Source organism: Flectobacillus sp. BAB-3569 (assembly GCF_002270355.1).
GTDB classification, from domain to species: domain Bacteria; phylum Bacteroidota; class Bacteroidia; order Cytophagales; family Spirosomataceae; genus Flectobacillus; species Flectobacillus roseus.
On the sequence record NZ_NJFZ01000018.1, the window covers coordinates 47,720 to 64,887 of the forward strand.

At 36.5% G+C, this 17,168-nt stretch carries 11 protein-coding genes; 6 read left to right on the forward strand and 5 right to left on the reverse strand.

What is annotated here, in order from left to right; all coding sequences use genetic code 11:
* Nucleotides 1-132 precede the first annotated feature (132 nt).
* Both BWI92_RS17365 and BWI92_RS17370 read left to right on the forward strand, forming a co-directional pair.
* Nucleotides 133-3,339: an efflux RND transporter permease subunit gene (locus BWI92_RS17365; RefSeq protein ID WP_095164807.1), complete on the forward strand. Its 3,207-nt coding sequence runs from the start codon at nt 133-135 to the stop codon at nt 3,337-3,339.
* On the forward strand, nt 3,332-4,774 hold the full coding sequence (locus BWI92_RS17370) for a TolC family protein (RefSeq protein ID WP_095164810.1): 1,443 nt from the start codon (nt 3,332-3,334) through the stop codon (nt 4,772-4,774). Before BWI92_RS17365 ends, BWI92_RS17370 begins: the two co-directional genes overlap by 8 nt.
* A gap of 404 nt (nt 4,775-5,178) precedes the next feature.
* On the opposite strand, the gene BWI92_RS17375 is transcribed toward BWI92_RS17370, so the two are convergent.
* The 4 genes from BWI92_RS17375 to BWI92_RS17390 form a co-directional block, all read right to left on the reverse strand.
* Nucleotides 5,179-5,562 carry a hypothetical protein gene (locus BWI92_RS17375; protein ID WP_095164812.1) on the reverse strand — a complete coding sequence of 128 codons (384 nt, stop codon included), beginning with the start codon at nt 5,560-5,562 and terminating at the stop codon, nt 5,179-5,181.
* A 256-nt stretch (nt 5,563-5,818) separates the two neighbouring features.
* Nucleotides 5,819-6,619 (reverse strand): hypothetical protein, encoded by an 801-nt coding sequence (locus BWI92_RS17380; protein ID WP_095164814.1) that lies wholly within the window; start codon nt 6,617-6,619, stop codon nt 5,819-5,821.
* 175 nt (nt 6,620-6,794) lie between these two features.
* A complete protein-coding gene (locus BWI92_RS17385) occupies nt 6,795-7,160 on the reverse strand; it encodes a hypothetical protein (RefSeq protein ID WP_095164816.1) in 366 nt (121 codons plus the stop codon).
* A gap of 163 nt (nt 7,161-7,323) precedes the next feature.
* A complete protein-coding gene (locus tag BWI92_RS17390) occupies nt 7,324-7,689 on the reverse strand; it encodes a hypothetical protein (protein ID WP_095164818.1) in 366 nt (121 codons plus the stop codon).
* Nucleotides 7,690-8,057: 368 nt separating this feature from the next.
* Here BWI92_RS17390 and BWI92_RS17395 point away from each other — a divergent pair, with 368 nt between their 5' ends.
* Complete coding sequence (locus BWI92_RS17395; protein WP_095164820.1) at nt 8,058-9,296, forward strand: hypothetical protein; 1,239 nt, start codon at nt 8,058-8,060, stop codon at nt 9,294-9,296.
* A 180-nt stretch (nt 9,297-9,476) separates the two neighbouring features.
* On the opposite strand, the gene BWI92_RS17400 is transcribed toward BWI92_RS17395, so the two are convergent.
* A complete protein-coding gene (locus tag BWI92_RS17400; protein ID WP_095164822.1) occupies nt 9,477-9,842 on the reverse strand; it encodes a hypothetical protein in 366 nt (121 codons plus the stop codon).
* A gap of 679 nt (nt 9,843-10,521) precedes the next feature.
* Here BWI92_RS17400 and BWI92_RS17405 point away from each other — a divergent pair.
* From BWI92_RS17405 to BWI92_RS17420, 3 genes are all read left to right on the forward strand, one after another.
* On the forward strand, nt 10,522-12,105 hold the full coding sequence (locus BWI92_RS17405; protein ID WP_095164824.1) for a C1 family peptidase: 1,584 nt from the start codon (nt 10,522-10,524) through the stop codon (nt 12,103-12,105).
* A 31-nt stretch (nt 12,106-12,136) separates the two neighbouring features.
* The gene (locus BWI92_RS17410; RefSeq protein ID WP_095164826.1) at nt 12,137-15,433 is read left to right on the forward strand and encodes a caspase family protein; all 3,297 of its coding nucleotides are present in this window, start codon (nt 12,137-12,139) and stop codon (nt 15,431-15,433) included.
* A 957-nt stretch (nt 15,434-16,390) separates the two neighbouring features.
* Nucleotides 16,391-16,672 (forward strand): hypothetical protein, encoded by a 282-nt coding sequence (locus BWI92_RS17420; RefSeq protein ID WP_095164830.1) that lies wholly within the window; start codon nt 16,391-16,393, stop codon nt 16,670-16,672.
* Nucleotides 16,673-17,168: the final 496 nt, after the last annotated feature.

Consider the following 17,168-nt stretch of genomic DNA (forward strand, 5'->3'; position numbering starts at 1 on the left):
GAGTGAGTTTTGGAATTCGCACTCATTGATCTATGGATGAGGTGGTTATGACTCATAGCCACCAATCACTCAACACCTACTCTTTCAGTCCAGACTTCAATCACTTGTGTATTCAAAAACTTCAAGAAGAACATGTTTAGTAAATTCATACAAAGACCGGTATTAGCGATAGTAATATCGATCGTCATCGTTTTCATGGGGATTTTGTCCTTGAAGACACTCCCTACTTCACAATTTCCAGAAATTGCACCACCAGTAGTAATGGTAAGTGCCTCTTATCCTGGTGCTAGTGCCAAAGTACTAACCGAGTCGGTGCTTATTCCCCTTGAGCAGGCTATCAATGGTGTTTGGGGTATGCGCTACATGACTTCCGATGCCACTTCGGCGGGTGAAGCCAACATTCAAATTGTTTTTAACTTAGGAACTGACCCTGACCAAGCCCTCGTACAGGTAAATACTAGGATTGCTCAAGTACTAAACCGTTTACCAACGTTGGTACAACGCGAAGGGGTCGTGGTAAACCGCGTTATGAACAGTATGTTGATGTACGTGAACCTTTATTCGAAAGATAAAAACGCAGACATGAAGTTCTTGTTCAACTTTGCAGGGGTGAACATGATTCCAGAGTTACAGCGTTTGAATGGTATCGGACAAGCACGTATATTGGGCAGCCGTCAGTACGCTATGCGTATTTGGTTGAACCCAGACCGTATGCGTGCGTACAACGTTTCGGCAGACGAAATCATGGAAGCTTTGGGTGACCAAAGTGTGATTGGTTCGCCAGGACGTATTGGTCGTGCCGATGGTAAACGTGCCGAAGCGCTCGAATATGTATTAACCTATCAGGGACGTTTTAACAAACCTGAACAATATCAAGATGTAATTATTCGCTCGAATCCTAATGGGGAAATCCTTAGGTTGAAAGACGTTGCCAAGGTAGAACTAGGTAGTGAATATTATGATATTTACTCCAACCTAAATGGTTATCCTTCGGCGGCGATTGTCTTGAAACAAACATATGGTTCCAATGCCAGTGATGTAATTAAGAGTGTTAAAGATAAATTAGATGAACTGAAAAAGTCTTCATTTCCTCCAGGGATGGACTACCAAATCAGTTATGACGTATCTAACTTCTTGAATGCTTCTACCGAAAACGTAATTCATACCCTTCGCGATGCCTTCATTCTCGTGGCATTAGTAGTATTTGTGTTCTTGGGAGACTGGCGCTCAACGTTGATTCCAACGCTTGCAGTACCTATTTCATTGATTGGGGCATTCATCTTTATTAAGATGTTTGGTTTGACCATCAACATGATTACCTTGTTTGCCTTGGTATTGGCTATCGGTATCGTAGTAGATGACGCCATCGTCGTCGTCGAGGCCGTCCATGCCAAGATGGAAGAGGAACACCTGTCCCCTTATAAGGCCGTAAGAAAAGTATTAGGTGAGATTAGTGGTGCCGTTATTGCGATTACTTTGTTGATGACAGCGGTATTCGTACCAGTAGCATTTATGAGTGGTCCTGTAGGTATTTTCTACCGTCAGTTCTCCATTACGATGGCTAGTTCAATTATTCTCTCGGGGGTAATTGCCCTTACGGTAACACCAGTACTTTGTGCCATGATTTTGAAAAATAATCATGGAAAACCTAAGAAGAAAAATATCCTAGACAAAGCCTTGGATGTTTTCAATGCTGGTTTCGAAAAGTTGACAAACTTCTATGTAAATATCCTGAAGGTAATCGCTCATCGTAAATTAGTGACAGTTGTCCTATGGATTGTATTTGTGGCAGGTATCGCAGGTATTGCATCAAACCTCCCTTCTGGTTTTATTCCAAGTGAAGACCAAGGTATGATTTATGCCATTATTCAGACACCTCCAGGCTCAACGTTGGAGCGTACCAACGATATTTCACGTAGACTACAAGAAATTGCTGAAAAAGTAGAAGGTATCCAATCAGTATCAGCTTTGGCTGGTTATGAGGTACTTACCGAAGGTCGTGGTTCGAACGCGGGTACTTGTTTGATTAACTTAAAACCATGGGATGAGCGTCATCATTCAGTTTCTGAAATCATTTATGAACTAGAAGAAAAAGCACATGAAATCCCTGGAGCGACCATCGAATTCTTCGATCCACCAGCAGTTCCTGGTTATGGTGCAGCAGGTGGTTTTGCCCTACAATTGTTGGATAAAACGAACTCAGGTGACTACAACCAATTGGAAAGCGTGAAAAATGATTTTATGAAAGCCCTAGAAAAACGTCCTGAACTTACAGGTTTGTTTACTTTCTTTAGTGCAAACTATCCTCAGTACGAACTTGAAATCGACAACCAATTGGCTATGCAAAAAGGCGTTTCTATTGGTAATGCCATGAACACTTTGTCTATCTTGATTGGTAGTACTTACGAACTAGGTTTTATTAAATTCCAACGTTTCTTTAAAGTATTCGTTCAGGCTTCGCCAGAGTTTAGACAGTTACCAGAAGATGTCATGAAATTGTATGTGAAAAATAACCGTGACGAAATGGTTCCTTTCTCATCTTTCATGAAAATCAAAAAAATGCAAGGGCCAAACGAAATTAACCGCTATAACATGTACACTACTGCCGCTATTCGTGGTGGTGCTGCAAAAGGTTACAGTTCGGGTCAGGCGATTGCTGCGGTACAACAAGTTGCCAAAGAAACATTGCCACACGGATTTGATATTGACTGGGCTGCCCTTTCTTACGATGAAGTTAGACGTGGTAACGAAGCTATCTATATCTTCCTTATCGTATTGGCCTTCGTTTATGTAGTATTAGCTGCTCAATATGAAAGCTTTATTATTCCATTGTCGGTAGTATTATCGTTACCAGCAGGGGTATTTGGTTCATTCTTAATGATTAAATCAATGGGATTAGCCAACGATATTTATGCACAAGTTGGTTTGGTTATGTTGGTTGGTTTGTTAGGTAAAAACGCCGTATTGATTGTAGAGTTTGCCATGCAAAAACACCATCAAGGCGCAACAGTACTTGACGCTGCTATCGAAGGAGCTAGAGTTCGTTTCCGTCCAATCTTGATGACCTCATTTGCCTTCATTGCAGGTTTGATTCCATTGGTATTGGCACATGGTGCAGGGGCAATTGGTAACAAAACGATCGGTGCTTCGGCCTTGGGCGGTATGTTATTCGGTACCATCTTTGGGGTAATCATTGTGCCAGGCTTGTATTATATCTTTGGTTCAATAGCTGAAGGTCGCAAGCTCATCAAAGATGAAGAAAACGACTCGTTGACAGAAAACCTTGTTCACCAATTAGATTCATTCCCTCAACCAGACGACAGTAACGACGATGAATAATATAAGAAAAATCAATTATTTAGCAACGGGCTGTGTACTGATGTTGGTAGCGGCCTGCGTACCAAAGTCTTTGGTACCTGTGACTAAAACAGAAAACCGTAATACACCTGCTACTTATAATGGCGGTACAAGCGACTCGACCAATGTGGCTAAAATCAAGTGGAAAGAGTTTTTCACTGATCCAAAATTGGAAGCCTTGATTGATACAGCTTTGTTAAACAATCAGGAATTGAATCTTACTTTACAAGAAATTGAAATTTCGCGCAACGAAATCAATGCTCGTAAAGGGGAATACCTTCCTTTTGTAAAACTTGGCGGTGGCTTAGGTGTAGACAAAGTTTCGAGATATACCAGTCAAGGTGCGGCAGACGATATGTCTGAAATTCGCCCTGGCGTAAGAACTCCAGAGGTTTTGCCTGATATGATGGTGGGCGCAAGAGCGAGTTGGGAAGTGGATATTTGGCACAAATTGCGTAACGCACAAAAAGTAGCTGCACAAAACTATTTCGCAAGCATTGAGGGCAAAAACTTTCTGGTAACCAATTTGGTAGGAGAAATTGCTAATTCATATTACGAGTTGTTGGCATTAGACAACCAATTGGCTATTATCAAGCAAAACATCGAGATTTTGAGCAATGCCTTGAATATCATCAGACAAGAAAAACAAGCAGCTAAAGTTACTGAACTAGCTGTGCGCAGATTCGAGGCTGAGGTATTCAAAACGCAAAGTTTACAGTATGAAATTCAGCAGAAAATTGTTGAAGCCGAAAACAAAATCAACTTCTTGGTGGGACGTTACCCACAACATGTAGATAGAAGTTCTGACAATTTCAACACTTTGGCACCAACAAAGATATATGCTGGCTTGCCTTCGCAATTGATTATCAACCGTCCAGATGTAAGAGCAGCTGAGTTGAAACTTTCGGCTGCGAAACTAGACGTAAGTATTGCGAGAGCCAACTTCTACCCTTCTTTGGGTTTGAGTGCTGGTTTGGGCTTTAGATCTTACAATCCTTTGTATTTGGTCAATCTACCTCAAGCATTGATTACCTCATTGGCTGGCGACATCGCTGGTCCATTGGTAAACAAATATGCCTTGATTGCTGGCTATAATATCGCAAGTGCCAAGCAAATCAAAGCAATCATCGAGTTTGAAAGAACAGTGTTGAATGCTTGTATTGAGGTAACCAACCAATTATCAAACATTGATAACTTGGATAAGAACTTCAACATGAAGTCTAATCAAGTAGATGCACTTACACAATCTACGGAAATCTCTATCAAACTCTTCAAGTCGGCTAGAGCAGATTATATGGAAGTGTTGTTGACCCAACGTGATGTATTAGAATCACGTATGGAATTGATTGAAACAAAAATGCGCCAAATGAATGCTTTTGTAAATGCTTACAGAGCACTCGGCGGCGGATGGAATTAATTTGTATTGTGTAATCGTTAGTGCAAATAACCCCATTTTACCGAGTAAGATGGGGATTATTTTTAATTATGAGTTTTGAGTGATGAATTGTGAAACTATTGTAGATTTGGGATTTCTGATTTCGGATTTCAGACGTTGGTGCTGGCTTCTTGCGCTGGTGCTGGCTTCCTAGGCAGTACCCTTTTTTTCTCTGGATTCTATCCAGAAGCTTTTTTTAAAAACTTTACTATTGAATTGATTTTTATAGTAGGATTGGAATCCTTAGATTGAGTTAGTACTGGCTTGAAAGCCAGCACTAGCAGGGGGGCGTCACTTTTTGAATACTTTTTTAGTTAACATCTTTCCATTACCCCATTTTTCTTGTTCCGTTAATACACCATTATCATCGTAATAAAACCAATCACCTATTTTTTGTTATCAAAATATATCCCCTTGATGGTTTGAACCCCCTTGTCACTATAACACTCAAATTTACCCCTAAATTTACCTTGATGAACTTCTGCCTTTTGAACAATTATGCCGTGTTCATTATAAGTTACTGTCTCACCCTGTACTAAACCATCCACGTAAGTCTCAATATTTTGTAAAAACCCTATACTATTGTAATTAATCCATAATCCTTGTTTTAACCCATTTACTTCTATTCCTTGTGGAATGGTATATTTTTTTTCAAACGTTGTGTAATAAACTTTAACTTTTTGTGTTTTTGAGTCCGTACAAGAACCTAATATAAAACATACTAAGTTAAATATTAGGATTATATTTATTATTACTTTCAAATTAACCATATCTATCACTATTTAAACTAAAAAATAGAATATTTTTTATTGTTGTCCATATAATATCCTGGCATTATCAATTATAGTTTTTTGAGCTTTCATATCTTCACACGCTGGTGCTGGCTTCCTAGCCAGTACCTATTTTTTCTCTGGATTCTATCCAGAAGCTTTATTTCCAAAATTTTACAATTGAGTTGATATTTATAGTAGGATTGGAATCCTTAGATTGAGTTAGTACTGGCTAGGAAGCCAGCACTAGTGGTGATTACCAAAATTTATACTTGGACCTTTCGTTATAAACCCAAAATTTACCGTTGTAATCTATTCTTATTGAAATTTCTTCTTTTGTTAAAGGCTTTTTTTGTTGAATCACTCTATCATGTCCTTTTCTGCAAAAGTTTTTGACAATTCCACGAAAAAAAATAGATGTCTTTTTTTCATTATCAAACAAAAGTCTTTTCGGATAATATTCAACGCACTCGTCATCTCGATAATACCCTATTTTAACTCCTGTTTTTACTTTTCTACTGTCAAAGGTTCGCGTCAACTGTTCGCCTATTATATCGTATATAAAATAATAATCAAATTCTCTATAATTATAGATTCCTCCGAGCATCATTTTATCATCGATGTCGCTAAACTGAATAAACTCTATTGGTAATAGAAAACTGTTTTTATTACGAATAGTAATGAAAGTATAGTCTCTACGGACTGATGTAGCCAGCTCTCCTTTAACGCTGATTTTGAAAATACTCACTTCTTTTACAGTTTTCACTAAATCAACATGAAGTTTTCTCCCAAAAAAGTAATTATCAATAAGCCATTTTGTTATTGTAGAGATATCTAACTTCCTATTACTGTTGATAGGAAGCCTCCCTACAGTGTCCCCAAAGATGTCAATTGTTTCTGATGGTTCAAATTTTCCTGAATTCGTAAAGCTTAACATTGCTAAACTCACCAGAATAATAGTTTTGATTTTCATTTTGCTCAATGGCATTATAGATATGTAATACTGTTTGTAAATAGGTAAGCTCTTATTAGCTTGTCCTATATTTTTGTATCCCATTTTGCAAACTCTGAAAGTTTTTGTTTTCCAGCTTCAACATCTTTGACGTTATTATCATTTTATACTACCCTTGCTGGTGCTAACCTCCTAGCCAATACCCACTTTTTCTCTGATTCTATCCAGAGTCTTTCTTAGCAAAACTTCATTATTGAGATGACCTGAGCTAGTATTGTAATTATTTAATCCGTTTAAAAAACCTTGACATAAAGATGGCATTTGCATGAACATAGTCTAATTGCATTGTATCTTCATAAAATACGCATTTATAGGTAGTTCCGCCTGAATTCAGAAATCCATTATTTTCCCAAAAGTATTTTTCTACACCTAAATTGCCCGTAGTATATTGCTGGTGTAGTAGAACACTATCCTCAAGATATTCATCATACCATTTTACACCAGTTGGCGCTTCTATTCTTCCATTACCGATACCAACGAATTCCCATTTTCCTAAAATCGCTTTTTGTGGAGAAACCTCATCGTCTTTACAGCTTATAGAAAGCGTAAATAACAACAGTAAAATAAGTCTAGATCGTGTTTTCATTTTTATGTAAGTAAACGATGAAAATTTAAAATATAACCCCGTAAAAATCTAATTCACAAGCTGGCGCTAACCTCCTAGCCAGTACCCACTTTTTCTCTTGATTCTATCCAGAGTCCTTCTCAGCAAAACTTCATTATTGAGATGACTTGAACTAGCATTGTAGTTATTTAATCCGTTTAAAAAAGCTTGACATAAAGATGGCATTTGCATGAACATAATCTAATTGCATTGTATCTTCATAAAATACGCATTTATAGGTAGTTCCGCCTGAATTCAGAAATCCATTATTTTCCCAAAAGTATTTTTCTACAACTATATTGCCCGTAGTATACTGCTGGTGTAGTAGAACACTATCCTCAAGATATTCATCATACCATTTTACACCAGTTGGCGCTTCTATTCTTCCATTACCGATACCAACGAATTCCCATTTTCCTAAAATCGCTTTTTGTGGAGAAACCTCCTCGTCTTTACAGCTTATAGAAAGCGTAAATAACAATAGTAAAATAAGTGCAGAGCGTGTTTTCATTTTTATGTAAGTAGAAACGATGAAAATCTAATTCTCGTTAAATTTTAAGTTTAATGATAAGATTAAACCAAAGATACTTCTTTAACAAAAAAGGTTGTAAGTAGCTTTCACTTTTATAGGCTTTACACACGCAACGCGGGTACTAGAAAAATAATTGTACTTTTCTTAATCCAACACAGCTAATATTTAGTTAATACTGTATGCGTTGGAAATGTTTTTCATTTCTAATAAATTTTTATTGCTTGATAGCAACAATATAATCCTTTGATAAACAATATATTAATCCTTATTCTGTTTATTTTCCCGCTGCTATCATTCTAATAAATAGCATATTTAATCATTAATAAATACATTATTCAAAAACTATTATGAATCACATCCTTACAAGCATTAGTTCAATGCTCTTATTTTTTTGTGCCTTAAATACTTCATTTGCTCAAAAAGATCTTACACACCCCCTACCTTCTAGTATTGTTTATGTGGACGCACTCAGTGACTTGCCCAGCCCTCAAAATGGCGTAATAACCCTCAATTCTGCCAAGGTATATATCATTTCGGGTTCTGTTGACCTAGGACAGAATAGTATAAACTTAAATGGTGCAGGCTTACGAGGCTTAGACCCAGGAAAAGACCGAATTATTTCAGCTACTAAAGGAGCTGTACTCAGAAGTTTAGATGTCGATGTTTATTTGGAAAAGGTTTGTGTTATCCCATTAAGTGCTGCTACTACAGCATACGATTTTGAGGATAATACAGGTACTAAAGCCCTCAATTTATTAGCAGGGAATTCAGTAGTAGAAGCTCCTAGAGTTGCTAGCGGAGGTGTAGGAAGATTTAGTGGGTTCAACTCAATGTTTATTACGACCAACTTTTGGAGATGTAAAGATGGATTGAAGGTGACAGGAACAACAGGTAAGTTTTGTAGTGCCTACAATTACATTACTGGAATATCTTCAGGGGTTGGCATTGAGTTTTTAGCCGATTTTGAAGCAAATGACATTGATATGTCGAATAACTATTTCGTTTTTTCAGGAAGTACTGCTATAAAATTTCATGAGAAGGCAAAGGTCGATCAGGCAAGGATGAATGGTAATTTATTTAGAGGACCAGCCGTGCTTATTAGTGGATTTGATTCTCACACACCTGGTTGGGAAATGAGACAAAATGGGGCTGGTTTACCTGATACAAAACCTTACGCCTTTCTGTACATGAATGAAAATACGGCTGTAACGAAACTAATTTCTCCTAATTTATTTACGAAAATAGCAGGCGAGACAACAACCATGAAAGCTGATGGTTTTGTTGCTACAGCAAATCGAGTTACCTACACGGGTAAAAGAACATTGAATGCTCGCATTTATGCCAATGTAGGAGGAAAAACACCAGAAGCCAATTCTGATTTATCAATAGCAATTTATAAGAATGGTTTACTCCAAATAGCGCCTAATTCATCTATAGCTGTAGGAGGAAAAGGGGAAGGATTTCAGTTAACCTTAGAAACCATCTCTGAAATTAACCAAGGAGATTATTTAGAAGTATTCATCAAAAACAATATCAATTCAACTCCTATCCTTGTAAAGGACTTGCAATTGAGAATTAGTGAGTAGTTTTTTGTTAGTATTAGAGAGCGTTTATCCCAAAAGATAAACGCTCTCTAATACTAACAAAAAAACATCATGCACACGCTGCTGCTGGCTTCCTAGCCAGTACCCACTTTTTCTCTGGATTCTATCCAGAGTTCTTCTCTCCAAACTTCATTATTGAGATGACTTGAACTAGCATTGTAATTATTTAATCCGTTTGAAAAAGCTTGACATAAAGATGGCATTTATATGAACATAGTCTAGCTGCATTGTATCTCTGTAAAATACACATTTATAAGTAGTCCCTTCTGTATTCAGAAACCCACTATTTTCCCAATAATATTTTGTTTTAACTATCTGACCAGTGGAAGATTGATAGTGCAAACGGAGGCTATCTTCAAAATATTCATAATACCATTTTACGCCAGATGGCGCTTCTATTCGTCCATTACCGATACCAATGAATTCCCATTTTCCTAAAATAGCTTTTTGTGGTGAAACCTCCTCGTCTTTACAGCTTATAGACAGCGTAAATAACAATAGTAAAATAAGTGTAGATTGTGTTTTCATTTTTGTGTAAGTAAACGATGAAAATTTAATTCTCGTTAAATTTTAAGTTTAATGATAAGATTAAACCAAAGATACTTCTTTAACAAAAAAGGTTGTAAGTAGCTTTCACTTTTATAGGGTTTACACACGCGGATGCGGGCTTCCTAGCCAATACCCATTTTTTCTCTGAACTTTATCCAGAAGCTGACTTTCATTGTAGGTTTACCCTGCAATAGTAGTGTGATAAAAAGGATTAGAAGCCTTATATTGAGTAAGTACTGGCTAGAAAGTCGGCACTGGTGAGTGGTCAAATTTCGATCATAATACCCTAATAAACACCATCCTTCACTCTTGGTATTGTTCGAGATTCTTTATGCAAATACAACTTTAGGCCAAGCAGAATTTAGCGTGTTTACTCAACACGAAATTCAATTTTTATTTTTGTACCTCAAAACCTGATTCAGTATGACAATTTATTGTCACTTGCTTAAAAACAGTAACAAAGAAGATTCAGGTGACATTTTATTTGATAGTTGAACTAACTGGTATAAAAAGTAAAACCGTCTTTAAGACTCATTCAGTACCCATTTATGTCTTAATTGATAAGTCTGGAATCAATTCATTTGCTTATTCTCCCTACTTTTCCCATCTTTATCTTAGAAATTAATAGCCTTATCCTTAAAAACTAATCATTCATTTCATGAAAAAGAGCTACTTCCTTATCGCATTCTTAGTCATCTGTTCATCAACAATAAGTCTCACCTTTTCACAACAAAAAGGGACTGGGGCTAATTTCGACCTCTCTACAATTGCCGCTACTCCTCAAAAAATAGAACTTTCTTTACGCAGTTTTAGAGGGATGCCTGCAGCTCATTCACTAGAAAAATATTGCCCTACTCCTGGCGACCAAGGGAATCATGGTACTTGTGTGGCATTTGCCAATGGCTATGGAATTGCTACTATTTTGTATGCCAAAACACATAATCTTACCGATAAAACACTGATTGACAAATATGCTTTTTCTCCTACTTTCTTGTATGAACAAATCAAGAAAGCAGGTGATACTGACTGTCAAAACGGTGCAGATCCAATTAAGGCCTTGCTCACTATGATTGAAAAAGGTGAAGCATTGATGAAGAGTGTTCCTTATAAATGTGGATTACCCATCACCCCAGAAATATCTAAAGAAGCCATTAAATATCGTATTGCCGATGCTGCGATTCTTTACGCTACTGGTATCAAAGAGTACGAAAAACCCGAACAAGTAAGAATTGATTTGACGAAGAAAGCACTTTTAGAAGGTTCGCCCGTTTCTACAGGTTTTAATTTGCCAGAAACATTTTTCAAAATAAAGTCAGAAGTTTGGGAACCTTCACCCAATGAAGTACTAAATGATTGGAAACACAACGGACACGCCATGGCCATTGTTGGTTACGACGATAACAAAGCTGGCGGAGCATTCAGAGTACTAAATAGCTGGGGTGCTAACTGGGCAGACCACGGCTATGTTTGGATCAAATACAAGGATTACGCTAAGTGGTGTATCGTGGCAATTCAGGTTTTTGGAGCGACTGACACTCCTGCTCCTGTAGAAGTAAAACCCACACCCAAACCTCAACCAAGTCCTGAGCCACAACCAAAACCAAGTCCGATACCCGAGTACACGTTCAGTTTGAGTGGTAACATAGAGTTCAAACTAAATACAGGTGAAAATATGGATGTTGGGAAAACCTCCACGAGAAATTTAACCGTTGAAGAAGAAATTCAAGGGCCTAAAGAAGATTTAGTAGCTTATACAATGGCAAATGCCTATACGAGTGGTACAGCTTTTCGTTTCTTTATGAATGTTGATGCCGAAGCATATGTATATGCTTTTGCCACGGATTTAACGGGACAAGTAAATCGAATTTTACCTTTTAATGACAATACTTCAACTCATGTTGGGGCAAACAGTACCATCGCTTTTCCTTCAGACACCAAGGTTATCAAGTTGGATAATCAAAAAGGTACAGACTATCTTTTGATTTTATACGCTGCTGAAAAATTGGATGCTAAAGCCATTGCCGAAAAAATGAACGGTATGACAGGTGCCTTGAGCACCAAAATCAAAACAGTATTAGGGAATAAACTGATTGATAAGGCTAAAATTACGTATGATACAAATCGTGTTGCTTTTAGTACGAAAGGACATTCAACACGAAACTTAACGGTTGCTGATGATGATCCCGCTACGCCAACTACTGGTAGCGTTGTGCCTTTAATGATTGAAATTAAACACAACTAGTATTCCTATCAAACTTATCAAATAAAACATTATGAAGAAGTGCTTAATCTTATTACTCTTGTTTCCATTGATACTTTTTGCTCAGAAACCTCAATTGGTTATCAAATCGGGCTTGCAAAGTGAGGTAATGATGGCTTCGATTTCGCCTGATAATAAAGTTGGTTTAACGGTTGAAGAAAACGAAGTGCTGATTTTATGGGAATTAAGTACGGGAAAACAACTACAAAGTTTTCCCAATATAATGGCCGCTGATTTTAGGCTGGATAATAAAACGATTGACATCGTAACGAACCAATATAAATTCCAAACAATAGACTATAATGGAAATGTGGTCAGCCAAAGTCCAATTAATAATACGGGTAAAGATAAACATAACCGCCTGAATTGGTCTTATCACCGAAAATCAAGTCTTTTGTTAAGTAATGCCAGTATTTACACTCGTGAAAATGGCTTTAGAGGAACTATTAGAATCAACAAATTTGGGGTTGAACAAGACTATTCGGATGAAAGAAATGCAATTTCGATTCCGTTCGGAAATGATGTGACATTATGTAAAGTACCAAGTGGTGAAATCATCAAAGAACTCAATTTTAATTTAGCAAAAAGCGGTTATGCAAGTGATCCGATTCTTGAAATAAAATTCACTCGATTTTCGCCCGATGGACGCTACTTGATGGCAGGCAACAATAACTCATTGGAAATATTGGATATCAATACAGGTCAACGTATTTATTCATACATTCATCCTAATGAATACAAAACCAAAATATTAAATCTTGCAGGTTTTTCGCCAGACAGCAAGAAAATCTTTATTCATACGTCTAATGAAATAATCTTAGTCAACCTTGAAACTAAACAAGATATTTGGCGTATAAAGCAAGCTGATTTCCATGTCAGTGAATATGGAAGTAGAAGGGGTGTAATCCGTTTTTCGGATGATGGGAAAAAGATCCTACTCGGAACACAAAAAAATCTTAGCCTTCTCAGTACAGAGAATGGCCAGACTATTACTAAGCTAGTCGGAGTTACAAAAGAGGAAGTTTTTTATCATCATCTTTCTGAATCTTCTAATCAATTACTCATCGAATTTGATAAAAAAGCAGCCATTTGGGATTTGTCTTCTGGTGCAATGCGAAAAGTAATTCAGACCAACCAACCTGCATTTGAATATCATTTACAACTTAATCAAAAAGGGAGTAAATTATATGATTTCTGGACTGAAATAGATTTAGCAAATAATGCTCATAAAGATTTTCTTTACGAAGCAGGAGGAGGCAGGCCAAGCAACATGGGCTTATCTTTCGATGATAAATATCTTTTCCATGTAGCGTATTACAGAGACCCAAAAATTGAAGATCAGTATAGTGTCAATCAGGATAAATTGGTTGTAGCCGATGTTACAACGAAGAAAATTTTATGGCGGAAAAAAGCAGTTAATCAAGCTGTTTTTGCTCATACTTCTAAACAAATCGCCACAATCAATACCTTTGGAGAATTTACAAGTATAGACTTACTAGACGGAGCTACAGGGAACTTAGTCAAGAAAATTACTTTACCCAAAAAATATGTTGGTGGCGGAAGGCTGACATTTTCAATGAATGATAAATACCTTACTTGCCAGTCGGGTAATGGACAAATAATCGTTGAAGTCAGCACAGGAAAAACAATAGATATCCCAGAGCTTTTACCCAATGGCAAAAAAACTTTTTATTCAGCTACTTTCACAGCCGATGAAAACTATTTGATTGCTAGTAACTATGATGGAGAGTTACATTTTTACAATATCCAGCAACAACAATGGGATATGGCTAAAACAATAAAGGCCTATACCGATGCCGTGGCAGGGGTAACTCTCAGTAAAAACAATCGTTATTTATTCACAAACGCTCGTGAAAACAATATAAAACTTTGGGATTTACAAACCCGTGAACTCTTAGCGACTTTATACCCAGTTCCCTCGACTGGCGAATGGGCGGTTGTTACGCCTAATGGGCAGTTCGATGCTTCCGTAAATGCTCAAAAAGATTTATACTTTGTAAAAGGAGTGAACTCTTTTCCCTTAGAAATACTTTACGAAAAATATTATACGCCCAAATTATTGCCCCGCATTTTAGCTGGCGAACGTTTCCCTGCCGTAGATGCTGATTTTGATGATTTGCACAAAGCACCAATTTGTAAGATTTCTTATGAACAAAAAACAAGAAACCTCACCGTTGAAGACGATAGCAAGCCAATTTACGAAAACACAACAGGACTTGCAGAAATAACCGTAAATGCTACTGCCGAAAATGATAAAATTGATGAAATCAGGTTATTTCATAACGGTAAAATCGTGAATTTGGCTACTCGTGGTTTATTCGTAACCGACAATACAACGGGAACAGATACTAAGAAATATACCATTAATCTATTAGCTGGTCAGAATGTTTTCAGAGCCATCGCCCTGAACAGCCAAAGAACAGAAAGTCAGCCCGATGAAATTATTGTGAATTACAAAGCTGGAAACCAGCCAAATAACAAACCAAACGTTTCAAAAGATGGCGGTATTATCGACGCTGTTGATAAAAATGCAACCCTCCACTTAGTTGTTGTTGGCATCAATCAATATCAGAATGAGAAATTATCGCTCAACTATGCCCTTGCAGATGCAACCGCCTTTAAAGATGAAATAGAAAAAGATGCGAAAACGGTTATTTCAAACGTAAAAACCTATTTCGTCACTGATACAAAGGCTGATAAAAATGGGATTATAAATGCATTGACAGAAGTACAAAAAACGGCGAGAGCACAGGATGTGTTTGTATTTTATTATGCGGGTCACGGCGTAATTTCGGATAAAAACAAAGAGTTTTATCTAGTGCCAACCGATGTATCTGACCTGAAAAATGTAGATGAAATACTTTTACAGAAAGGTATTCCTTCGAAGCAATTACAAGGATATGCTGTTAATATTCAGGCACAAAAACAAGTATTTATTTTGGATGCCTGTCAAAGTGCTGGTGCTTTCGAGCAACTAATTGCGGCGGATGCCAATCAACAAAAGAGTTTAGCCGTCGTGGCAAGAAGTACAGGAACTCATTGGATGGCGGCATCGGGTTCTAAGCAATTCGCCAATGAATTTGCTACACTCGGTCACGGTGCTTTTACGTATGTGTTACTTCAAGCCCTAAAAGGACAAGCAGCCAACAATAAAATGATTACGGTAAATGGACTCAAAAACTTTATTCAGGTACAAGTACCCGAACTCATGAAAAAGTACAGCGGAACACCGCAATATCCAGCTAGCTATGGACTAGGGAACGATTTCCCCGTGGAAATGATGAAGTAAAAGCAATCATATTTGATGATTGTAGGAAGGTATAGCGAAGCGGTTCTTCTTGAATAAACATCAAAGGTCGTAGGGTATTCCTATTGTGTGGAAATAGCAAATTGAAAGCAATTGCCTAGTTTTTTAAATATTTTGACAATAAGGATGTCTACTTTATAAATCCTAACAATAAACAAGTGGTATTATTTTTGGGAAAGTTTACAATTTGCATGATTTACTCCTTTCGTTATACTACGGCACTATTAGCAGTACATTCAAAAAAAAATATCGATGTTGATGATTTAACAACATGTGTAATCAATAGCGCTATCAAAAAAAATTAACTTTAATATACATTATTATAGAAATACGGATGAAAATGAATTTGAATACGAAGTTTTTTTTCAAAAAGATAGCATCCCATACGAACATGAAATGAACGTGGATGGACATTCCCTTTCTTTTAGCCATGTGCAACTAGCAAAATACAAACTAAACGGGGAGTTATTGGATAGTAATTACAAATATTTTATGATAGATTATTGGAGTAACGGATTAGGGACAGTTGATTTGCTGTTACATGAAATTTTATTAGTGTTGGCCAATACATCTAATGACATGTATTTTGAATTTTATAATTTTTCAGAATCTACGATATATTCCAGTGAAGATTTGAAAAAAAGCTTAATGAGTTTGTGAATATATTCAGTTTATGAGATTTGGCAAAAAGTGAACGAAATCATCCCCCTGTAAGCTTCCCTACAAAATAAGGTAGGCATAATTCATGTTCAGAGGGAGGTAAAATCATTTCTCAGTCAATAAATGATGTTGTTAAAAAGGTTTTTTCTAATCCCAATAAACTTCATCATCTTATTGAAGCTAGTTCAAACTCAATGCACCAATGGTAATCGATTGTTCTTAATAAGAACTCTGCTAATATACTAGATATAGTAAAAGAAGTTCTTAAATATGGGGTAGATGAAATTTATAGAGGCGGAACAAAAATATACAATAAAAGTTGCATGTATTACTGGATATGGAATTACAAAAGTTGTTCAAATTCCTAATTTTAGGATTAACGGAGCCTTGACTCTTCCAAAAGGATGGGTAATTTTTAGAAATATGAAAAAACTGATTGAAAGTTTGAATCAAATGGATATAAATAGTCTTTGCGATTATTGTTTAATTAATTTTGAAGACAAAGGTTTATTTCTTTTAAACTACCTAATTCAACGATTTGATAGAGAAGGAGATGAATAAATAGCATCAATAGTTGACGCATTATTGAATACCGTAGCATGTTATTGGGAAGGTGCAGATTTATATAAATTATTTTTTATGAATCTGTATTATCTAAAAATCCTGAATCAAAAAATTACTTGGCAAACATTTTAAATTTTGGACTTCCGCCTTATTATGGAAGTATGAACGACTTATTTGATTTTCAAAAATATAAAGAAACCTTATTTAACCTAGACCCGCAAAATCCAATTTTTAAAGAATTGGAAAAATATAGTTCTTATGATAGAAATGGAAATCCTATCTAAAACAGAGCAGCTATCAACATTATTATGACGAAATGTAACATGTTTGGTAACATACTAGCAGATTGATTTGAGGTATTGAACTATCTCTATTAGAACTGTACGAAAGATTCTAAAACTGTCTATTTCGGATATCGGATGTTGGATTTCGGAAGTGTAAGCTTTTATGTTTTGTAAAAAATAGAGGTTTTTACTTTATTTCAGAAATCAGA